Raw genomic sequence first — 21,093 nt, forward strand, 5'->3', positions numbered from 1 at the left:
GGGGTGCCTTTCGTGGTGGGGGATCGGGTCAGGGGTTCCGGCCGGGAGCGCGGTCCATCGAGAACGCGGCGGTCGAGAGGCCGGGCGCCACGGGCGCGGCCTGACCCGTGCTCTCGCGGCGCTCGGCGATCTCGGCGACGATCTGCGCGTGCCGGCGGTCGGTCAGCGGGTAGAACGCCATGATCAGCACCGCGAGCAGGGCCGCGACGGCCGGGATGAGGCCGGCGGCGGCGCGGATGCCCCACTCGGCGTGCTCGCTCTGCTCCGCGGCGCCGGCCACGTAGCCGCCCCAGGCCAGCGCGTACGCGGCGAGGGCGCCTCCGACCGCCTGGCCGGTCTTGCGGGTGAAGGAGAACAGGGCGTAGATCGTGCCCTCGGAGCGGATGCCGGTCTTCCACTCCCCGTACTCGACGGTGTCGGCCTCGATCGCCCAGACGAGCATGTTGACGAGCTGGATGCCGACGTAGGCGAGGACCAGTCCGCCGAAGCCGACCGCCACCGCGTCGCCCGGGGCGAGGAAGACGACCGTTCCGCCGCTGATCAGGACCCCGACTCCGGCCATGTAGGCGTTGCGCTTGCCGAACCGCCGCACGATCGTCGGGACGAGGGCGGCCAGTCCGAAGGTCAGGGCGAGCTGGATCAGCGACATCGCAGCGTAGAGCTGGACCGATCCGAGCACGTCGCGCAGGTAGTAGAGCTGCACGGTCTGGAGCGCGAGCGTCCCGGTGAGGAACAGGAACGAGCTGAGGCAGAGGAAGAGCAGCGGCCGGTTGGAGCGGAGGGTCGTCATGCTCTGACGGAACGTGACGTGCGCGACGTCGCGCTGGACGCGCTCCTTCGCGGTCAGGATCGTGAAGAGGTAGAGCGCGGAGCCGACGACGACGAAGCTCAGCGTGACGATCGAGAAGAGCGACTGCAGATCGGCGCCGGGGACGACCAGCGGGGCCATGAAGGTGCCGAGCCCGGCCCCCACGATCGCGCCGCCGATGGCGCGGGCGCTGGCGAGCTTCGCGCGCTCGGTGCCGACCTGCGTCATCGCTCCGGCGAGCGAGCCGTAGGGGATGTTGACGAGGCTGTAGGCGAGGCCGAGCGCGGCGTAGCTCAGGTAGGCGTAGAGCAGGGTTCCGCTCTCGCCGATCTGCGGGACGGAGAAGGTCGCGGCCGAGAGCAGCAGGAGCGGGACCGACCCGAACATCAGGAAGGGCCGGAACTTGCCGAAGCGCCTGCTGTAGGTGCGGTCCACGACCCGGCCGGCGAAGACGTCGGCGAACGCGTCGAAGATCCGCACGACGAGCAGCAGCGTGCCCGCCGCGGCCGCGGAGATCCCGGCGACGTCGGTGTAGTAGACGAGCAGGAACATCGTGGCGGTGGTGAAGGCGAGGTTGTTCGCCGTGTCGCCGGCGCCGTAGCCCACGATGCTCAGCTTCGAGAGCTTCTCAGCGGCGGGCGCTCCGGGCGCGGTGGTGCGGGGGGTCATGCGGGCTCCTTTACCCGGGCGCGGACCCGTCGGGATCCGCGCCGCGTCGAGACGGTGCGAGGGTGGCAATCGGTTGCCGACGGCGCCGGAGGCGCCGCGCGGAGAGGCGGGGTGGAGGTCTAGGCCGCCTGAGCGGCGACCGCGGCGACGAGGGCCGGGTCGTCGGCGAGGCGCGGGTCGACGAGCCGCAGCAGCGCCTCGACGGGCCGGGCGGAGCCGAGGGCGCGGTCGAGGGCGTGGCGCTGCGTGTCGGGCAGGCGGTCGCCCTGGAGCAGCAGTGCGATCCAGTCGGCGACGGCACGGAGGGAGGCGGCTCCGTCGTGTCCGCCCGCGCGCTCGGCGAGGAGCACGGGCGCGATCCGGATGCGGAGCTTGGCGGTCGCGTCGGCGCCGATCTGCTCGAGCCGGTGCTCGATCCGGGGGTTGCCGAAGCGCCCGAGGAGGGCGGCGCAGTAGGCGTCCGCGTCGAGACCGGCGGGCAGGCCGGCCGCCGCCTCCGCCCAGAACGCCTCGACGGCGCTCCGGCAGGCGGGGTCGGCGATCGCCTCCGCGACGGTGGCGAGACCCCGCCGGCGGCCGGTGGCGGCGAGGAGCGTGTGCGCGCCGTTGAGGAGTCGCAGCTTGCGCCGCTCGAAGGGCTCGATGTCGTCCACGAAGCGGGCTCCGGCGCGCTCCCAGGCGGGCCGGCCGGCGGGGAAGCCGCCGCAGAGGACCCAGTCGCGGAACGGCTCGGTCACGACGGACGCGGCGTCGCTGATGCCGGTGAGCTCGGCCGCCGCCTCCCGGTCCGCCGCCGTGGCGGCCGGAGTGATCCGGTCGACGGAGGTCGACACGAACGAGACGGTGCGGTCGATCCAGTCGGCGAGCGACGGGTCGAGCCGCTCTGCGAGCAGGAGCAGCCCACGGCGCACGAGAGGGCCGTTGCCGGAGAGGTTGTCGCAGGGGACGACGGCGAGCGGGCCGGAGCCGGCGTCGCGCCGGGCGGTGAGGCCGAGGAGGAGGCGGCCGAGCGCGGTCGTCGGCGCTCCTCCCGATCGGAAGGCGGCGAGGTCGCTCCGGACGGCGGGGTCGTCCAGGTCGAGGCCGCCGTCCGCGGCGAGACGGTACCCGGCCTCCGTGATCGTCAGCGTGACGATCGCCGTCGCCGGAGCCGCGACGAGCTCGACGAGACGCGCGACGTCCGCGCCGTCGACCGCCTCGACGATGCTGCCCACGACCGTCGCCGAGTCGCCCTCCGGTCCGCGCTCGATCAGCGTGAACAGGCCGTCCTGCGCGGTGAGCTCCTCGGCCGCGCGGGGGCTCCGGCCGGTGAATGCGGCGATTCCCCACTCGTGCTCGTCGTCGACGGCGTGCGTGTACCAGGCCTGATGCGCTCGGTGGAAGGCGCCGAGGCCGAGGTGGACGATGCGGACGGGAGCCGCCGGCAGGCCCGTGGATGCGCGATCGAGTGAGCCTCCTCCGCCGTGCCCGCTCACAGCTTGAAGACCTTCCGCGGCTGGGCGTCGACGAGGTCCAGGATGACGGCGCTCGCCGTCTCGGAGTCGATGCGCCCCTCGGCGACCAGGCGCGCGAGGAACGCGGCGTCCAGCCTCCGCGCCATGTCGTGACGGGCCGGGATGGAGAGGAACGCGCGGGTGTCGTCGATGAAGCCGGAGCTCCGCGAGAAGCCGGCGGTCTCCGTCACGGCGGCGCGGAAGCGCAGCACCGCGTCGGGCGCGTCGAGGAACCACCACGGCGCTCCGAGGAACACCGACGGGTAGTAGCCGGCGAGGGGAGCGAGCTCGCGCGAGTGGGTGCTCTCGTCGATCCCGAAGAGGACGAGGTGGAAGCCCGGTGCGTTGCCGAGCTCCTGCAGCAGCGGGCGGAGGGGCTCGGCGAACCGGGTCGCGACGGGGATGTCGTGGCCGGTGTCGGGACCGAAGCGCTCGAAGGTCGGCCGATCGTGGTTGCGCAGCACGCCGGCGTGGACGGTCATCACCAGGCCGTCGTCGACGCTCATGCGGGCGGACTGCAGCAGCAGGTGCGCGGCGAGGACGCGGCTGCCCTCGGCGTCGATCGTGCCGGCGCGGGCGCGGGCGAAGAGGGACTGCGCCTCGGCGGGGTCGAGGTCGACGGTCAGCGGCTCCAGCACTCCGTGGTCGGCGGAGACGGCGCCGTGGTCGAGGAAGTACCGGCGCCGGGCGCGGAGGGCCTCGAGGAATCCGGGGAAGCTGGACTCCTTCGTTCCGGTGGCGGCGGCCAGGGCGGCGACGCGCTCGGGCCAGCCGGGGGTGGAGGGATCGAGGTAGGCGTCGGGGCGGAAGGTCGGCAGCACGCGGCCCGGGAACGCCGGATCCTCCGCCAGAGCCCGATGGACGGCCAGGTCGTCCAGCGGATCGTCGGTCGTCGCCAGCACCTCGATCCCGAACCGCTCGAAGAGCGCCCGCGGGCGGAAGGCGGCGGACGACAGCCGGGCCCCGATCGCCGCGAAGAGGGCGTCGGCGGTGGAGGCGTCGGGCTGCTCGGTGATGCCGAACTGCTCGGCGAGGATCGACTGGAGCCAGTAGCCCGAGGCGGTTCCCGCGAAGATCCGCCAGTGCGCGCAGAACGTGCGCCACACCTCCTCCGGGCCGGCGAGGCGCTCGCCTCCCGGGATGCCGAGATCGCCGAGGTCGATCCCGGCGGAGTGGAGCAGACGGGTGACGTAGTGGTCGTGCCGGAGGAAGAGCTCGGCCGCGTCGGCGAACGGGCGGTCCTCGAGCAGGAGGCGCGGATCCACGTGCCCGTGCGGGGAGAGGATCGGCAGGTCGGCGACGCTCGCGTGGAGATCGCGGGCGATCGCCCGGGTCGTCGGGTCGATCGGCAGGAGTCGGTCGGGATCGTTCAGCAGCTTCGTCGGCACAGGGCCATCCAAGTATGGGTGCCGAGGAGTGTCAACCGATTGCCAGAGGTGTCGCACCGGATGGCGCGCCGGGCGCGGACCGGGGTCAGGAGTCGCGGCGGGGTCCCGTCGAGGCGCGCGGGACGAACTCCGTCGGCAGGTCGTCGGCCCGCTCCGGAGGCTCCTCGTCGCCGAGCACCCGGCGGACCGCCCGCTCGCCCATCCGGCCCAGCGGTGCGCTGATGGTCGACAGCGGCGGCGAGGTGAAGTCGCTCCCGAAGATGTCGTCGAAGCCGATGATGCTGAGCTGCTCCGGGATCGCGACGCCCGACTCCTGAGCCGCGCGCATCAGTCCGATGGCGACCAGGTCGTTGTAGGCGATCACCGCGCCGACGCCGGAGGCGGTCACCCTCGCGAGCGCGCTCCTCCCGCCCTCGAGGGTCGAGACGCCCGGCCCGATCTCGACGACCGTCATGCCCCGCTGCGGAGCGCGGTCGAGGAGGAGCTCCCATCGAGCGGCGCTCATCCACGAGTCGGGCGGACCGGCGATGAAGGCGAGGGAGCGGTGGCCGAGGGCCGCGAGGTGGTCGAGCGCGGCGTCGATCCCGGGGGCGAGATCGGGCACGATCCCCGCGACGCCGGGGACCACGCGGTTGAGGACGACGACCGGGATGCGCCCGGCCAGCGCGATGATCTCCTCGTCGCTGAGGCGGGTGCTGACGAGGACGAGCCCGTCGGTGGAGGCGGCGATGCGGTCGGCCGCCTCGGCCTCGCGCTCCCCGGACTCCTGCGACTCGGCGAGGATCATCGTGAAGCCGCGGAGCGACGCCGCCCGCTCCGCTCCGCGCACGGCGGGGAAGAAGGCCGGGTTGGTGATGTCGGCCACCAGCAGCCCGAGGGTCGAGGTGCGGCCCGTCGGCAGCGCGCGCGCCATCGGGTTGAGCCGGTAGCCCAGCTCCTTGGCGGCGGCGCGGATCCGCTGCTCGGTCGCGGCGTTCAGCCGTCCGGGCGTGCTCAGCCCGCGCGAGACGGTGGAGGGGGCGACGCCGGCGAGTCGGGCGACGTCGTAGATCGTCGTCGCGGAGCGGCCGCGGCGTCTCGCGGCGGAGGGGCCGGTGGGCACGTCTTCGCTGGGCACGATCGCGGTCTTCTCTCGAGGGGCACGGCGGCGGACGGGGCGCCGTCCGCCGCCCATGCTGCCACAGGGCCGAGAAGCCCGCCCGGCCCGTCGCTCGCGTCCGGGTCGGGCCGGATCGGGGAGCCCGCGCTCCGGGAGGCCGCCGTCGCCGGCCGGCCGCCCACCGCTCCGGCCCCGTCCAGCGCGGGTCCGCGCGGCTCCGCCCCGTCAGCTCCGCTCCGGGAACGCCCCCTCCTCGCGGATGCGCTCGTTGAGCGCCGCCAGGAACACGCCCTCGTCGAGGTCGAGCGGTACCTCGCGTCCCGTCCAGCTCGAGTAGTGGATGGCGTTGGCGAGCCGGACCCCGAGGATCCCCTCCGCCCCGGGTGCGAGCAGCGGCGTGCCGTGCAGGATGCTGTCCGCGAAGTCCTGCAGGACGGCCGTGTGCTGCTCGCCCCAGACCGACGCCGACTCGATCCGCTCCGTCGTGGAGAGGCCCGCGGTGTCGTAGCGACCGCCGAGCAGGAGGCCCACGTCCTCGGCGCTGAGGGCGGCGCTGACCTCGCGCTCGGGGGCGTTCAGCCGGGTGATCGTCGCGACCCGGGAGTCGTCGACGACGATCCGGCCGCGGTCGCCGATGATCTCGAGGCGGTCGGTGCCGATCGGGTCGTGCGTCGTGGTGACCAGCACACCGGTCGTGCCCCCGCCGAAGTCGGCGAGCACCGTCACCTCGTCCTCCACCGCGATGTCGCGGCACCGCCCGTAGCCGGCCTTCGCGACCACCGACTCCGGCACTCCGCACAGCCACTGCCACAGGTCGAGCTGGTGGGGCGCCTGGTTGACCAGGACGCCTCCGCCCTCGCCTCCCCAGGTCGCGCGCCACGCGCTCTGGTCGAAGTAGGCCTGCGGCCGCCACCAGGTCGTGATGATCCAGTTCGAGCGCAGGATCCGGCCGATCCCGCCCTCGTCGACGACCTCCTTGAGCCGGCGGTAGAGCGGGTTGGCCCGCTGGTTGAACATGATCGCGAAGCGCTGCCCGGGATGGGCGGCGGCGGCCTCGTTCAGCTCCGCCACCTGCGCGGCGTAGACGCCCGCCGGCTTGTCGACCAGCACGTGCAGCCCGTGCTCGAGAGCGTCGATGCCGATCCCGGGGTGGAGGTAGTGCGGAGTGCAGACGACGACGGCGTCGACCTCCCCGCTCGCGAGGAGGGAGCGGTGGTCGGCGTGGAAGGACGCTCCGGGCGCGAGCGCGGCGGCCGCCGCCTCCCGGGCGGGGTCGACGTCGGCGACGGCGGTGACGACGAGGTCGCGCACTCTGCCGTCGGCGAGGAAGCGGGCGTAGGAGGAGCCCTGGGCGCCGAATCCGATGATGCCGAGGCGGACGGTGGTCATGGGAGGAGTCCTTCGTTCGGGGTGGAGTGGGGGATCCGCGCGGGCGCGCTCGGGGCGTAGGCGGCCTGGACGATCGCGAGCGACCTCGCCGCCTCGCGGGGCGAGATCCAGAAGGGCTCGTCCTCGCCGAGGCGGGCGTAGAAGTCGTGCACGAGCAGCTCGTGCGAGGCGCCCCAGTACGAGCGCCCGCCGGATCGGCGCTCCGTGTCCGGGACGACCTCGACGGATCCGTCGTCGCGCCGCACGGTGAGGGCACCGCGCAGCGAGACGATGGCGCGCTCGGTGCGCAGGCGGAGCTCGACCGGCTCGTCCCACGCGTTCGCCACGGTCGCGTAGAGGACGCTGCGCGCGCCGGAGGCGTGGGTGAGCACCAGGTCGGCGGTGTCCTCGACCTCGATCGGCAGCAGGCGCGTGGAGGCGGAGCCGCTCACCGCGACCACCTCGCCGAGGAGCCACTGCAGGAGGTCGACGGTGTGGATCGCCTGGTTCATCAGCATCCCGCCGCCGCCCTCGGCCCGCATCCCGCGCCAGGGACGGTCGAGGTAGTAGCCGGGAGTGCGGTGCCAGAGCACGGTCGCGGCCGCACCTGTCACGGCGCCCAGGGAGCCGGACGCCAGCAGCTCGCGGAGGCGCTGCACGGGCGGGTTGTAGCGGTTCTGGAAGCAGACGCCGATGCGCGCCCCGCCCCGCTCGGCCGCGGCGATCACCTGCTCGCCCTCGGCGACGGAGGAGGCGAGCGGCTTCTCGAGGAGCACCGCGACGCCGCGGTCCAGGGCCGCGACCGCCAGCGCGGCGTGCGTGCTGTGCGGAGTGCAGACGTGCACGACGTCGGGGCGGACGGAGTCGAGCATCCGGACCGCCTCGGGGAAGCCCGGCACCGCGTGCCTCTCGGCGGCCGCGGCGAGCCGGCCCGGGTCGGTGTCGCAGACCGCCACCAGCTCCGCGCCGGGCGCTGTGCCGATCGCCGCGAGGTGGACGGAGGAGATGTCGCCGCAGCCGATCACCGCCGCGCGGACGGTCATCGCAGGTCGATCCCGAGCGAGGAGGCGAGCCCCCGGAAGGCCCGAGCGGCCACTCCGAACGACTCGGGGCCGGAGAATCCGCCGAGGGCGTCCGTGATCGCGAGGTGCGGCTCCAGCGAGGCGACGCCCGTCCAGCCGTCGTCGCGCAGGGCGGTGAGCGTCTCGCGCAGCTGGCCGTCGCCCTCGCCGGCGGGCACCACGGTGCCGGTCGCGGCCACCGCGTCCTTCACCTGCAGGTAGTCGACGTAGGGCCGCAGCGCCGTCCAGCCGTCGTCGAAGGGCCGCACCCCGCACTGCACGAAGTTCGCGTTGTCCCAGGCGAGGCGCAGGGCGGGCGAGCCGACGGACTCGACCAGATCGAGGATCCGCTCGGGGACGTCGCCGTAGATGTCCTTCTCGTTCTCGTGCAGCAGCACCACGCCCTCGCGCTCGGCGCGATCGGCGAGCCTGCGCATGCGCAGCAGGACGTCGTCGCGGATGCTCTCGACCGGCACTCCCTCGCCCCGGTAGAACGAGAAGACGCGGATGCTCGGCGTGCCGAGGGCGTGCGCGGCGCGGATGACGCGGTCGAGGCGCGCGACCTCGAGCTCGGGATCGAGGGCGACGTCGACCTTGCCGATGGGCGAGGCGACGGCCGAGACGGACTGGCCGCCGCGCTCGAGCACGGCGGCGAGGCGGGCGAGGCGCTCGTCGTCGAGGTCGACGACGTTCCGGCCCCAGGCGCTGCGCACCTCGATGCTGTGCGCGCCGAGCGCTCGGAGGACGGCGACCTGGACGACCGGGTCGGGGTCGATCTCGTCGCCGAAGCCGGAGAGGGTCCAGGGCGCGGGGTTCTCGGGTGCGGTCGTCGCGGGTGCGGTCGTCACGGGTGCGGTGGTCACGGTGCGTGCCTCGTTCTCGTCGTCGGGAACCGGCGGGCAGGAGCGCCGCCGTGCCACGACCATACGCGTATTGGCAACCGATTGACAAGATCGGAGGCGCGCCTCTACCGTCGGGGGCGTTCCGGGCCGCGGAGACGTCGGCCCCCACCGCGACCGGGAGGACTGCCGTGACCAGGATCGGCGTGCAGGCGATGATGCTGAAGGACGCGTTCGCCTCGGCGGGCGCCTTCGCGACGCTCCGGGAGGTCCGAGCGATCGGCTACCGGTCGGTGGAGATCTCGCAGATCCCGCTGACGGCGGCCACCGTGGCCGAGCTGCAGCGGGCGCGGGACGAGCTCGGCGTGGAGATCGCGGCGATCTCGGCGGGCCTGGCACCGGGGGACTCCCCGGGCGCCGCGCTCGAGGGCGGGCTCGCCGGGATCGTCGCCGACGCCCGCGCGCTCGGCACGCGCACGGTCCGGATCGGCATGCTGCCCGCCTCCGCGGCGGCCTCGCCGGCCGCCCTGCTCGACTTCGCCGACCGCTCCCAGGCCGCCGCGGCGAGGCTCCGCGACGACGGGCTGCGGCTGCTGCTCCACAACCACCACCACGAGTTCGCGCGGCACGGCGGCCGCCTCCTGCTCGACGTCGTCGCCGACCGGGCTCCGCTGCTGGGGCTCGAGCTCGACGTGCACTGGGTGCAGCGGGGCGGGCTCGATCCCGTGACGACGCTGCGCCGGTACGGGGAGCGCGTCGCCCTGGTGCACCTGAAGGACTACCGGGTCGGGCCGCCCGCCGACATGTCCGGCGGGTGGTCCGTGCACGCCTTCACCTCGAACGTGCAGTTCGCCGAGGTGGGGGAGGGCAATCTCGACTTCCCGGGGATCATCGGGACGAGCCTCGCGCTCGGCGTCGACCACCTCCTCGTCGAGCAGGACGAGCGCTACGGGCGGAGCGCGCTCGACTGCCTGCGGACCTCGCACGCGAACCTCGTCGCGATGGGCTTCTCGGACTTGTTCTGAGGAGCGGCCGAGGCTCCTCGCCAGGGATCGGAGCGGCCCGTTCTCCACCGCTCAGGGGCCCGGGTCCCCGCCGCGTCGGGCGCGACGGCACGCTGGCTCTCCGTGCCCGACCAGTCCGTGGTCGAGTGGACCGAGGACGCCGCCCCGCACGCCGAGGAGGAGGAACGACGACCGGGAAGACGACTGCGAACGACGGCTCGACGGCCCTCCGCTACCCGCCTGCGTACGGCCGCCCCGCTCCGGCCACCCCTCCGCCCGGTCGATCGGGGATCTCCGTTCCGCCCTCGCATCCGGGCGCAGCCCCGGAGAAGAAGCAGCCGGATCCGCCGGGGTCCGCCTCCGCTCCGCGGAGCGGAGGACAATGGAGGGACCCCCAGTGAAGGAGACCACCGTGGATCAGCCGCGCATGAACGTCGAGTCGTTCAACCTCGACCACCGCACCGTCGCCGCGCCGTACGTGCGCCTCGCCGACGCGAAGACGCTGCCCGGAGGCGACCACCTCGTCAAGTACGACGTGCGCTTCACCCAGCCCAACCGCGGGCACCTCGAGATGCCCACCGTGCACTCGCTCGAGCACCTGTTCGCCGAGAAGTCCCGCAACCACTCCGACCGCGTGATCGACTTCTCGCCGATGGGCTGCCAGACCGGCTTCTACCTGCTCCTCTCGGGCGAGCCCGAGCTCTCCGAGGTGCTCGGCCTGGTCGAGGCGACGCTCCAGGACATCACCGAGGCCGACGAGGTCCCGGCCGCCAACGAGACCCAGTGCGGCTGGGGCGCCAACCACTCCCTCGAGGGGGCGCAGGAGGCGGCGCGCACGTTCCTCGCGCACCGCTCGGAGTGGGAGACGGTCACCGCGTGAGCACGGCGATCGTCCTGGTCGCGATGGACGAGGAGGCCGCGCCGTTCCTCGCCGCCGCGTCCAGCGCCTCCGAGCCGCGCGCCGTCGGCAACGCGCTGCAGTGGGAGCTCGAGCTCGACTCCCGCGCGGTGCTGCTCATCCGCACCGGCATCGGCCTCGTCAACGCGGCCGGCGGTCTCACCGCAGCGATCCTGCGGGAGGGCGGCTCCCGGCCGCTCGTGGTGAGCGCGGGGACCGCCGGCGGCCTGGGCGCCGACGTCCGCGTGGGCGAGGTCGTGATCGGCGCCGAGTACGTGCAGACCGACGCCGATGCGCGGGCGTTCGGCTACGCGCTCGGGCAGGTCCCGGGGATGCCCGCCCGCTACTCCGGGGACAACGCGGCGCTCGCCGCGGAGCTCGAGCTGCTGGAGGGGCCGCCGGTGCGCCGCGGCCTGATCGTCTCGAGCGACGTCTTCGTCTCGAGCGCCCACGTGGACCGCGTGCGGAACGACTTCCCCGGCGCGCTCGCCACCGACATGGAGTCCGTCGCCCTCGCGCAGACGGCGCACGTGCACGGGCTGCCGTTCGTCTCGGTCCGCGGGATCTCGGACCTCTGCGCCCCCGGCGAGTTCGAGGCGCACGTCGACGACGCGGCCGATCGCTCCGTCGCCGTGGTGCGGGCGCTGCTGCGCGGGCTCGGCGACCGGGACTGATGGACGGGCGGCCCTCCGCGACAGCGCGGAAGGGCCGCCCGGCGGTCAGTCGTTGCCGACGTGCTGGTCGCCGGCCTCCTGGGCCTTGTCGACCTGGCCGGCGAACTTCCCGCCGGTCGCGGAGTCGGCGGCGTCGCCCGCCTTGTCGAGTCCCTTGTCGGTCAGCTCCTCGCCCTTGTCGCTGTTCACGGCGTTCTTCGCCTTGTCCGCGAGTCCTCCGAGATCCACCATGGGGTCGTTCCTTCCGTCGATGAGCGCCCGTCGAGCAACGGGCCGCCGCCAGTCTCCGCCGCTCGGCGAGGATCTGCACGGGGTTGCGTCTCACGGCCGCGCCGAGGACGATGCGCCTCCGGCCCGGCCCGTCAGCCCGCTGCGCCGAGCCCCGTCACCGCACCGGCGATCGCCGTCGTCTCCTCGCCGTCCGGCCAGCGCAGCCGCACGCCCGGCTCCGTGACGACGCTCCCCACCGCGGCCGTCGCGGTCCAGGGTGTGCCCATCCTCGACTCCCCCCGCCGGTCGGCGGTGATCATCGCGAAGCCGGGGAAGCAGCCGAGCCAGTCGGCGGTGCCGGCCGCCTCGGGGACGGGGACCGCCGCGAGGTCGATCACCGCTCCTCCTCCGCTGGCCTCGGCGAGCATGCCGACCGTCCCCACCAGCCCGGCCATGCTCACGTCCTTCGCCGCCCTCGGCCGCGCGAGTCCGACGGAGGCGGCCATCGCCCGGAGCTCCTCCGCGCGCCGGGACGACGTCGAGTCCCACTGGGCGCCCGCGAAGCCGGGCCGCCAGCCGCCGCCGAGGTCGGCCGTCAGCGAGAGCTCGTCGCCCGGAGCGGCGGCGCCCGGCACCGGCGCCGCGGTACGGCCGAGACCGGTGACGCTCAGGGCCGCCGGCACTCCGAGCTGGGTGTGCCCGCCGAGCACGGGGACGCCCCAGGCGGCGGAGGCGGCCCGCAGACCGCTCACGATGCGCGCGGCGGCGGCCGCGTCGCGAGCGCCGATCGCGTCCATCAGCCCGATGCCGGTCGCGCCCATCGCGGTGAGGTCGTTGACGTTGACCAGCACCGAGCACCACCCCGCCCACTCCGGGTGGCGCTCCACCATGGACGGGACGATCGCGTCGCAGACGGCGATCAGGTCGCTGCCCGGGACCGGTGCTCCGTCGTCGCCGACGAAGCCGGCCCCACCGAGGCCCCCCTCGGCCGCCAGCGGAGCCAGAAGGGCGCCGAGGGCCGCCTTGGCCGCGGTGGCCGCCCGGTCGAGCCGGTCGACCGGCCAGCGCATCCGGGCGTGCTCGACTCGGGCGACGGTGCTCGTGCCGATCCTCCGCCAGCCGAGCCGCCGGAACAGCACCTCGTTGCGCAGCTGCACCGAGGCCTCGAAGCGGAGCACCCCGCGCGCCTCCGCCTCCGCGCAGGCCGCGCGCACGAGGGCGGCACCGATCCCGGAGCCGCCCCGCGCCTCGCGCGCCACCACCAGGCGGCTGCCGGTCCACCAGCCCAGATCGCGTCCGCCGCCGACAGGCGCGATCCGGACCCCGCCGAGCACCGCGCCGTCCGGAGCCACCGCGACGAGCACCACCGAGCGCGGATCGTCGTCGGCGTCGTCGTGGTCGTCGCCCGCGAACAGCCCCTGCTCGGCGACGAAGACCTCGCGCCGCAGGGCCCGGTGCGCGGCGAGCTCGCGCTCCTCCGCCCGCACCACCGTGAACGCAGGCGCGACCCGAACACCCTCGAGGATCGAGAGCTCCACCATCAGGCGCCGGCCGTCTTCAGGACGCCGCAGGCCCCGCACGCCGCGCAGCCCGCACTCTGGCCGCTGCTCAGCATCCCGGCCTCGATCAGGAGCGCGGCGACCTCGGCGCTGACCCGCTCCAGCAGTGACCCGGCCGGCGGGAGCACGTGGTCGACCTCGGTCGCCAGGGTCCCGCGCAGCGGACGGAAGGGCACCACGAAGGGGTAGACCCCCATCCCGATCAGCTCGCGGGCGCTCGTGACCAGCTCGTCCGGGTCCTCGCCGAGGCCCACCAGGAGGTAGGTCGAGACCTGGTTGCGGCCGAAGATCCGCACTGCCTCGCGCCACGCCCAGCGGTACTCGTCCAGGCTGACCCGCGCCTTGCCCGGGGTCCAGCGCTGCCGCACCGCGTCGTCCATCGACTCCACGTGGATGCCGATCGAGACGGCGCCCGCGTCCTTCAGCGCCTGCAGCGCCGAGACGTCGGAGGGCGGCTCGCACTGCACCTGGATCGGCAGCCCGGGGACCGCCGCGAGCACCGCGCGGACGCAGCGCGCGAGGTGGGCCGCTCCGCGGTCGCGGCCCTTGGAGGTGCCGGTGGTCATCACCATCTGGCGCACGCCGTCGAGGCGGACCGCCGCCTCCGCGACCTCGGCGAGCTGGGCCGGGGTCTTGACCGCGATGGTCGCACCGGCTTCGAGCGAGGCCTCGATCGCGCAGAAGCGGCAGCGCTCCGCCTCGTCGTAGCGCATGCAGGTCTGGACGACGGTGGTCGCGAGGATGTCACGGCCGTGCAGCCGGGCGATCTTCTCGTAGGAGACGCCGTCGGCGGTGTCGAGATCGTAGAAGCGCGGGCGGCGGACGGGAGTCACGTCCAGGCCGATGTCGGCGCCCTCGAGCAGGAGGCGGTTCCCGCTCACCACGTAGGGGCTGTCGGGGTTCACCGGGATCGCGGCGCCCAGGCCGCCGAGCATCACGTGCCCGTCGTCGCTCGGGCCGGCGCCGGCCTCGCGGTGCACCGGTGCCTCGACGCGGATGCCCTGCAGGGCGATGTCGACGCGAGTGCGGAGGGCGGAGGGGCCGGTGCGGCGGATCCCGGTCGAGTGCGCCCCTCCCGGGGAGTGCGCCCCGCCGACCGGGTGCGGGCCGGCGGCCGGGTGCGCCGCACCGGTTGCCGGCGGCGAGGACGCGGGGGAGGGACTGCGGAGATCGGTCACGAGGACTCCTTCGTGGCACCGCGGAGCGGGCCGGACGGGCCGCGCACAGCGGCGGCCGGGATGTCGGTGCGGTCGTCTCACCCCCCAGTCAAGGCGCCTCGTGTTTCGCCCTCGTGACGGGAGGAACGCGGTCTCGTTACGGATCCGCCGTCACGGGAGCTTCTTCCGGTGGAAACCACTCCGAAACATCCCGGCCGTTGACTGGACGCGTTCCACTCCGCACCACTGCTCCACCCCGGCGGACGTCGTCCCGCGTCGTCTCAGCGCATCCCGCCGGAGCCATGCACTCGCACGCCGCTTCGGCGGACCGACACCAGGAGGAACCATGTCCGTCTCCCAGGAGATCGAAGACCAGGTCAGCGCCAACATCGAGATGTCGCGCTCCGAGATCGCCCACCCGGCGCTCCCGAAGGGCAGCAACCTCTACGGCTCCACCAAGGTCTTCCCCGACTACCAGGCCGAGCCCGGGGAGTCGTACCTGACCCTCGTGCACGGCATCGCCCACGAGTCCTCGGTCAGCTTCGTCGCAGTGCTCCAGGCCACCCGCGCGGCGCGGAAGGGCTACGAGTCCGCGCTCTACTTCTACGGGCCCGGCACCATCAACGCGATGGCCACCCGCGGCTTCCCGACGGTCGGCGACTCCGGATTCCCCGGCGAGCAGAACCTCAACAACGCCATCGAGACCTTCATCCAGGAGGGGAACCGCGTCTTCGTCTGCCGGTTCGGCATGGCGCTCCACGGCCTCCGCGAGGAGGACCTGATCGAGGGCTGCATCCCCTGCCACCCGCTCGACGTGCAGGACGCGCTCATCCACTACGCCCGCAAGGGCGCGATCATCAACTCCACCTACAACCTGTAGGCGATCGCGATGACCCTCGTCGGATCGGTCGCGGCGAACTTCACCCGCGACCTGGATCAGAACTACGCGCTCATCGCCTCCCTGGCCGAGGAGGCCCGCGAGAGGGGAGTGCGCTTCCTGGTGCTCCCCGAGGCCGCGATCGGCGGCTACCTCTCCTCGCTCGGCAACCACGGCGACACGGTCGCCACCACCCGCCGCTCCCTCCCGCCGGCGGTGCGCCTGGACGGGCCGGAGCTGCGGCGGGTGCAGGAGATCGTCGGCGACCTGGTGGTGGCGATCGGCTTCTGCGAGCTCGACGACGACGGCGAGACCCGCTACAACGCGGCCGCGCTCCTGGACGGCGGGCAGGTCTACGGCAGCTACCGGAAGGTGCACCAGCCGCTGGGCGAGCACCTCTCGTACTCGCCGGGCCCGGGCTACGGCACCTTCGAGACGCCGGTCGGCCGGGTGGGCCTGCAGATCTGCTACGACAAGGCGTTCCCCGAGGCGGCGCGGTCGATGGCGCTGGACGGCGCCGAGATCATCGCCTCGCTCTCGGCGTGGCCGGCCGCTCGGACGGCGACGGCCGAGAACCTGCAGGAGGACCGCTGGACGTACCGGTTCAATCAGTTCGACATCGCCCGCGCCCTCGACAACCAGGTGTTCTGGCTCGCCTCGAACCAGTCGGGGACCTTCGGCTCGCTCCGCTACGTCGGGAACGCGAAGGTCGTCGATCCCGGCGGCAACGTGCTCGCGACGACGCTGCTCGGAGCAGGCATGGCCGTCGCCGACATCGACGTGTGCGGCGCCTTCGAGGCGATGCGCGGCGGGATGTTCCACCTGCGCGACCGGCGGCCCGGCGCCTACGACATCGACCGGGTCTGGAACGGAGGACTCGTCCATGCCTGAGATGACCTTCCACGTCCGCTGGCCGGACGGCTCGGAGGAGCGCTGCTACTCGCCGAGCCTGGTCGTGCACGAGTTCCTCGGGACCGGGACCGCCTATTCGCTCGAGGACTTCGTCGCCCGTTCGAGTGAGGCGCTGCGCATCGCGTCGGACCGGGTGCGGGAGCGGTTCGGGTTCGCCTGCACCTCCGCGATGCAGCAGGAGTCCGACATCCTCCGCACGGCGCAGCGCTTCGAGGGCGGCACGGTCAGGGTGCTCGCGATGGAGCCGCCCGCTCCGGCCGGGCAGCGGGTGCGGCCGTGAGCGCCGCTATCGAGCCCGGGCGCCACGTCGAGGTCGCGGTGGTCGGAGGCGGGCAGGCCGGGCTCTCGATCAGCCGGCACCTGGTCGACGACGGCATCGAGCACGTCGTGCTCGAGCGCGCGACCATCGGCCACGACTGGATCGACCGCCGCTGGGACGCCTTCACCCTCGTCACGCCGAACTGGCAGTGCCGCCTCCCCGGGTACCCTTACGACGGGCCGGACCCGGACGGATTCATGACGCGCGACGAGGTGCACGCGTGGGTGCGCCGCTACGCGCAGAGCTTCGACGCCCCCGTGGTCGAGGGCGTGGAGGTGAGCCGGCTCCGCGAGCGCGCCGGGGGAGGGTTCGAGCTGATCACGAGCGCGGGCGCGATCACGGCCGACCAGGTCGTCGTGGCGACCGGCGGCTACCACCGCCCGGTCCTCCCCGCCGTCGCCGCGCGGCTGCCGTCGGACGTGCTGCAGCTCCACTCCGCCGACTACCGCTCGCCGGAGGCGCTCCCGGCCGGCGGCGTGCTCGTCGTCGGCTCCGGGCAGTCGGGCGCGCAGATCGCCGAGGACCTCTTCCTCGCCGGGCGCGAGGTCCACCTCGCCCTCGGCAGCGCGCCGCGGGTGGCGCGCTTCTACCGGGGCCGCGACTGCGTCGCCTGGCTCCAGGACATGGGCGTGTACGACGTGCCCGTCCACGCGCAGGTCGGCGGGCTCACCAAGCGGGAGTCGACCAACCACTACGTGACGGGGCGCGGGGGCGGGCGGGACATCGACCTGCGCGCCTTCGCCCGCGACGGGATGCACCTCTACGGCCGACTGGCCGGGGTGGAGGGGTCCCGGCTGCGCTTCGCCCCCACGGCGGAGGCGTCGCTCGACTACGCGGACTCGGTCGCGGAGTCGATCAAGGACGACATCGACCGCTACATCGCGGCGCACGGCATCGACGCTCCCGAGGAGGACCGCTGCCGTCCGGTCTGGCGGCCGGAGTCCGAGGCGACCGGGCTCGACCTCGCGCGCATCGGCAGCGTCGTCTGGGCGGTCGGGTTCCGCTCCGACTATCGCTGGGTCGAGATCGGCGTGTTCGACGGCGCCGGCCATCCCACCCACCAGCGCGGAGTGACGAGCGTGCCGGGCCTGTCGTTCCTCGGGCTGCCGTGGCTGCACACCTGGGGGTCCGGCCGCTTCGAGGCGATCGCCCGCGATGCGGGGCACCTGGCGGAGGAGGTCCGGCGAGTGCGCGAGGCGGGGCGCTTCGCTCGGGAGCGCGAGCCGGATCTCGCCGGATAGCCTCCTCGCATGACGGAGACGGTGATGGGTGCGGTCGCAGCGCACTTCGGTCGCGACATCGACCGCACCCTCGCCAAGCTCGCCGGCATCATCGCTCACGCCCGCGAGCGCTCGGTCGACCTGCTCGTGCTCCCGGACGCGACCCTCGGCGGCTACCTGCTCGACCTCCAGCACCCCGGGCCGGACCTGCCGCCGAGCCTCGAGCTCGATGGGCCGGAGGTCGCCCGCGTGGCCGAGCTGGCGGGCGATCTCACCGTGTGCTTCGGGATCGCGGAGCGCGCGCTCGAGGGCGGTCGCGAGGTCCGCTACGACACCGCGGTCTGCGTGCACGGCGGGCGCTTGATCGGCACGCACCGCAAGGTCCACCTGCCGCTGGGCGAGTCCGAGGCGTACCTGCCGGGTCGCGGCTTCGCCGCCTTCGACTCGCCGATCGGGAGGATGGGGATGCTGATCGACTTCGACAAGACCTTCCCGGAGTCCTCGCGCTCGCTGGCCCTCGACGGCGCGGAGGTGCTGGCCTGCCTCAGCGCGTGGCCCGCGAGCGTGACCGACCGCTCCGATCGGATCCGCAACGACCGCCAGGCCCACCTGTTCGATCTCTACGACTGCGCCCGCGCCGCCGAGAACCAGGTCTACCTCGTCTCCTCGAACCAGACCGGCGTGCTCGGCGGCCTGCGGTTCCTCGGGCAGGCGAAGGTCGTGGATCCGGCGGGAGAGATCATCGCGAAGACCTGGGCGAAGGGCGGGCTCGCGCTCGCCTCCGCTGACGTCGCCGGCTCCGTCGCCCGCGCCCGCCGCACGATGCACCACCTCCGCGACCGCGCGGAGCACGCCTACCGGAGCTGAGATGCGGATCTGCCTGCTGACCTACTCCACCCGGCCGCGCGGCGGGGTGGTGCACACCCTCGCCCTCGCCGAGGCGCTCGCGCGCGCCGGACACGACGTCACGGTGCGCACGCTCGCCCGGGGCGGCGACGACTCCTTCTTCCGCCCCGTCGATCCGTGCGTGACCGTGCGGGTGGTGCCCTTTCCGCACCGCGAGGGCGAGCCGGTCGGCGCCCGCATCGTCCGGTCCATCGCCGCGATGGCCGAGGCCCTGCGGGGCGAGGACGCCCCGGCCGTCCACGCGCAGGACTGCATCTCGGCCAACGCGGCGCTCGCCGCCGGACTCGCGCCGATCCGCACGATCCACCACCTGGACGACTTCACCACCCCGGAGCTGCGCGCCTGCCACGACCGCGCCGTCCGGCTCCCCCTGACCCGGCTGTGCGTGTCCGCTGCGGTCGCCGAGGAGGTGCGCGCCGGCTGGGGGCTGCTGCCCGACGTGATCCCGAACGGTGTCGACGCGGCGCGGTTCGCGGCCGCCGTCGACGATCCGCTGACCGGGGGGTGGCGGGCCGAGCTCGGCCCGTACCTCCTCGCCCTCGGCGGCATCGAGCCGCGGAAGGGCAGCATCGAGCTGCTCGAGGCGTGGGCTCTGCTGCGCGAGCGCGGCCACGACGTCGCGCTGGTGTTCGGCGGCGGCGAGACCCTGTTCGACTACCGCGAGTACCGGGCCGCCTTCGACCGGAGGGCGGCCGAGCTCGGGATCGCTCCGGTGATCCTCGGCACCGTTCCGGAGGAGAGGCTCGCTCCGCTCGTCGCCGGCGCCTCCGCGCTGGGCTTCGTCTCGGTGAAGGAGGGGTTCGGGCTGGCGGCGATGGAGGCGCTCGCCGCGGGGGTGCCGGTCGTGGCGCGGGAGCTGCCGGTGATCCACGAGGTGTTCGGGGACGCGGTCCGCTACGGGCGGGACCCCGCCTCCTTCGCCGACGCGCTGGAGGAGGCCCTGACGCTGCCCTCGCCGGACGGCCGGGCCCTGGCCGCCTCGCACTCCTGGGACGACGTCGCGGCCGCGCATCTGCGGTTCTACGAGCGGGTGCTCGACGGCTCGGTTCAGAGCTCAGGAGGAACTCCTCCGGACGGGCCGGGATCCGCGCGAGCAGGCGTGCCCGGATGACTCCGTCCTGCCGCCTGGACACGATCGGGCGCCGCCGGTGACCCGCCGGTCGATCTCGCGCATCGTCACCGGTCTCGCCGACGCCGATCCCGACCGGATCGTCGCCGTGGCCGACGAGGGCGCGCTGACGGCGGGGGAGCTCGACCGCGAGAGCACCCGCCTCGCCCGCGCCTACCGCGATCTCGGCGTCCGGTCCGACGACCTCGTCACCGTCTCGCTCTCGAACTCGCTGGACGCGCTCGTCGTCTGCGCGGCGGTCTGGAAGGCGGGCGCCGTGCCGCAGCCGGTCTCGACCGGGCTGTCGGCGGCGGAGCGCGCCGAGGTGGAGCGGATCGCGCGGCCGGCGCTCGTCATCGGCGCGCCCTCCTCCTCCGCTGTCCCGTGGCGCGCGGGCGACTGGCGGCCCGGGCCGGAGGTGCCGGCCGGCTCGCTCGAGGACCGGTGGGCCTCGTCCTGGAAGGCGCCCACCTCCTCCGGCAGCACGGGGCGGCCGAAGGTGGTGCTGGCCGCGGGCCCGGCGCTGCTGGATCCGGACGCGCCGGTCGCGCCGTTCCTGCCGCGCGAGGGCGTGCAGCTGGTGAGCGGCCCGCTGATGCACTCGGCGACCTTCACCTACGCCTTCCGCGGGCTGATGACCGGGCAGCGCCTGGTGCTGCTGCCGCGGTTCGACGCCGCCCGGGTCCTCGCGGCGATCGAGGAGCACCGCGTCACCTGGACCCTGCTCGTCCCGACCACGATCCGCCGCCTGCTGGCTGCGCCCGAGCGGTCGGGGGCGGACGTGTCCTCGCTCGCGACGGTGCTGCACCTCGGAGCGCCCTGCGCGCCCGCCGACAAGCGGGCGCTGATCGGCTGGCTCGGCCCGGAGCGGGTGGTCGAGGTCTATGCGGGCAGCGAGTCGAACGGACTGACGATGATCACGGGCCGGGAGTGGCTGGAGCACCCGGGCAGTGTCGGACGGCCGATCAGCGGGACGACCCTGCGCATCCTGCGGGAGGACGGCACGGAGGCTCCGACCGGCGAGCTCGGCCGCATCTGGCTGCACCGCGGCGAGGCCCCCGCCTACCGCTACCTCGGCGCGGGCTCGCGGCGGACGGAGGAGGGCTGGGACACCCTCGGCGACGTCGGCCGCGTCGACGGGGACGGGTGGCTCTGGGTGGTCGACCGCGCCGACGATCTGATCCTCCGGGGCGGAGCGAGCGTCTGGCCGGCCGAGGTCGAGCGGGTGCTGGAGGCCCTGCCCGGAGTCCGCGGGGCGGTCGCCTTCGGCGTGCCGGACACGGAGCTGGGGCAGGCGGTGGAGGCGGTCGTCGACGTGGGCGACGCGGGCGTGGACCCGGCCGGTCTGCTCGCTCGGGCGAACGCCGAGCTGGGCGCTGAGCGGCGCCTCCGGGCCCTCCGGATCGTGCACGAGCCCGTTCGGAGCGACGCGGGCAAGGTCCGTCGCTCCGCGCTCGCCCCCGTGGCGCAGACGCTCGGGACCCACCGTTCCGCCGGCACCCCGGATGGGCCAGAGTAGGCCCT

The 21,093-nt window shown here is 74.1% G+C and carries 20 protein-coding genes; 10 read left to right on the forward strand and 10 right to left on the reverse strand.

Annotation, left to right across the window (positions count from 1 at the left end; genetic code table 11):
• Positions 1-28 precede the first annotated feature (28 nt).
• The 7 genes from uidB to C5C63_RS04000 form a co-directional block, all read right to left on the reverse strand.
• A complete protein-coding gene (gene uidB / locus C5C63_RS03970; RefSeq protein WP_104257955.1) occupies positions 29-1,477 on the reverse strand; it encodes a glucuronide transporter in 1,449 nt (482 codons plus the stop codon).
• A 119-nt stretch (positions 1,478-1,596) separates the two neighbouring features.
• Positions 1,597-2,952: a mannitol dehydrogenase family protein gene (locus tag C5C63_RS03975; protein ID WP_258065376.1), complete on the reverse strand. Its 1,356-nt coding sequence runs from the start codon at positions 2,950-2,952 to the stop codon at positions 1,597-1,599.
• On the reverse strand, positions 2,949-4,358 hold the full coding sequence (uxaC, locus tag C5C63_RS03980; RefSeq protein WP_104325510.1) for a glucuronate isomerase: 1,410 nt from the start codon (positions 4,356-4,358) through the stop codon (positions 2,949-2,951). Before uxaC ends, C5C63_RS03975 begins: the two co-directional genes overlap by 4 nt.
• An 85-nt stretch (positions 4,359-4,443) precedes the next feature.
• Positions 4,444-5,475 (reverse strand): LacI family DNA-binding transcriptional regulator, encoded by a 1,032-nt coding sequence (locus tag C5C63_RS03985; RefSeq protein WP_181072728.1) that lies wholly within the window; start codon positions 5,473-5,475, stop codon positions 4,444-4,446.
• Positions 5,476-5,682: 207 nt separating this feature from the next.
• Positions 5,683-6,846 (reverse strand): Gfo/Idh/MocA family protein, encoded by a 1,164-nt coding sequence (locus C5C63_RS03990; RefSeq protein WP_104325511.1) that lies wholly within the window; start codon positions 6,844-6,846, stop codon positions 5,683-5,685.
• Positions 6,843-7,868 (reverse strand): Gfo/Idh/MocA family protein, encoded by a 1,026-nt coding sequence (locus C5C63_RS03995; RefSeq protein WP_104325512.1) that lies wholly within the window; start codon positions 7,866-7,868, stop codon positions 6,843-6,845. Before C5C63_RS03995 ends, C5C63_RS03990 begins: the two co-directional genes overlap by 4 nt.
• A complete protein-coding gene (locus tag C5C63_RS04000; protein WP_258065377.1) occupies positions 7,865-8,749 on the reverse strand; it encodes a sugar phosphate isomerase/epimerase in 885 nt (294 codons plus the stop codon). The genes C5C63_RS03995 and C5C63_RS04000 overlap by 4 nt, the downstream gene beginning before the upstream one ends.
• Before the next feature lie 167 nt (positions 8,750-8,916).
• Between C5C63_RS04000 and C5C63_RS04005 the strand changes: the two genes are divergently transcribed.
• From C5C63_RS04005 to mtnN, 3 genes are all read left to right on the forward strand, one after another.
• The gene (locus C5C63_RS04005; protein WP_258062838.1) at positions 8,917-9,750 is read left to right on the forward strand and encodes a sugar phosphate isomerase/epimerase; all 834 of its coding nucleotides are present in this window, start codon (positions 8,917-8,919) and stop codon (positions 9,748-9,750) included.
• A 361-nt stretch (positions 9,751-10,111) separates the two neighbouring features.
• Positions 10,112-10,609 carry an S-ribosylhomocysteine lyase gene (locus C5C63_RS04010; protein WP_308471247.1) on the forward strand — a complete coding sequence of 166 codons (498 nt, stop codon included), beginning with the start codon at positions 10,112-10,114 and terminating at the stop codon, positions 10,607-10,609.
• Positions 10,606-11,301, forward strand: a complete 696-nt coding sequence (mtnN, locus tag C5C63_RS04015) for a 5'-methylthioadenosine/S-adenosylhomocysteine nucleosidase (RefSeq protein ID WP_258065378.1) — start codon at positions 10,606-10,608, stop codon at positions 11,299-11,301. The genes C5C63_RS04010 and mtnN overlap by 4 nt, the downstream gene beginning before the upstream one ends.
• Positions 11,302-11,346: 45 nt before the next feature.
• Here the strand turns inward: mtnN and C5C63_RS04020 are convergent, their stop codons facing one another.
• The 3 genes from C5C63_RS04020 to C5C63_RS04030 form a co-directional block, all read right to left on the reverse strand.
• A complete protein-coding gene (locus tag C5C63_RS04020; protein WP_104222638.1) occupies positions 11,347-11,532 on the reverse strand; it encodes an antitoxin in 186 nt (61 codons plus the stop codon).
• 131 nt (positions 11,533-11,663) lie between these two features.
• Positions 11,664-13,052 carry an MSMEG_0567/sll0787 family protein gene (locus C5C63_RS04025; protein ID WP_104250269.1) on the reverse strand — a complete coding sequence of 463 codons (1,389 nt, stop codon included), beginning with the start codon at positions 13,050-13,052 and terminating at the stop codon, positions 11,664-11,666.
• Positions 13,052-14,248, reverse strand: a complete 1,197-nt coding sequence (locus C5C63_RS04030) for an MSMEG_0568 family radical SAM protein (protein WP_258059779.1) — start codon at positions 14,246-14,248, stop codon at positions 13,052-13,054. Before C5C63_RS04030 ends, C5C63_RS04025 begins: the two co-directional genes overlap by 1 nt.
• A gap of 325 nt (positions 14,249-14,573) precedes the next feature.
• Here C5C63_RS04030 and C5C63_RS04035 point away from each other — a divergent pair, with 325 nt between their 5' ends.
• The 7 genes from C5C63_RS04035 to C5C63_RS04065 are packed head-to-tail and all read left to right on the forward strand — an operon-like array spanning position 14,574 to position 21,088.
• Positions 14,574-15,107 (forward strand): MSMEG_0572/Sll0783 family nitrogen starvation response protein, encoded by a 534-nt coding sequence (locus tag C5C63_RS04035; RefSeq protein WP_104222636.1) that lies wholly within the window; start codon positions 14,574-14,576, stop codon positions 15,105-15,107.
• A 9-nt stretch (positions 15,108-15,116) separates the two neighbouring features.
• Positions 15,117-15,995, forward strand: coding sequence for a carbon-nitrogen hydrolase family protein (locus C5C63_RS04040; protein ID WP_104295066.1), 879 nt, complete (start codon positions 15,117-15,119; stop codon positions 15,993-15,995).
• On the forward strand, positions 15,988-16,296 hold the full coding sequence (locus C5C63_RS04045) for an MSMEG_0570 family nitrogen starvation response protein (protein WP_104222634.1): 309 nt from the start codon (positions 15,988-15,990) through the stop codon (positions 16,294-16,296). The genes C5C63_RS04040 and C5C63_RS04045 overlap by 8 nt, the downstream gene beginning before the upstream one ends.
• Positions 16,293-17,576 carry an MSMEG_0569 family flavin-dependent oxidoreductase gene (locus tag C5C63_RS04050; protein ID WP_219815267.1) on the forward strand — a complete coding sequence of 428 codons (1,284 nt, stop codon included), beginning with the start codon at positions 16,293-16,295 and terminating at the stop codon, positions 17,574-17,576. The genes C5C63_RS04045 and C5C63_RS04050 overlap by 4 nt, the downstream gene beginning before the upstream one ends.
• A 9-nt stretch (positions 17,577-17,585) precedes the next feature.
• Positions 17,586-18,422: a carbon-nitrogen hydrolase family protein gene (locus C5C63_RS04055; protein WP_104250272.1), complete on the forward strand. Its 837-nt coding sequence runs from the start codon at positions 17,586-17,588 to the stop codon at positions 18,420-18,422.
• Between the two features lies 1 nt (position 18,423).
• Positions 18,424-19,572, forward strand: coding sequence for an MSMEG_0565 family glycosyltransferase (locus C5C63_RS04060; RefSeq protein ID WP_104325514.1), 1,149 nt, complete (start codon positions 18,424-18,426; stop codon positions 19,570-19,572).
• 37 nt (positions 19,573-19,609) lie between these two features.
• Positions 19,610-21,088 carry an AMP-binding protein gene (locus tag C5C63_RS04065; RefSeq protein ID WP_104325515.1) on the forward strand — a complete coding sequence of 493 codons (1,479 nt, stop codon included), beginning with the start codon at positions 19,610-19,612 and terminating at the stop codon, positions 21,086-21,088.
• Positions 21,089-21,093 lie beyond the last annotated feature (5 nt).

It is taken from the genome of Rathayibacter sp. AY1B8 (assembly GCF_002932775.1).
Lineage (GTDB): Bacteria > Actinomycetota > Actinomycetes > Actinomycetales > Microbacteriaceae > Rathayibacter.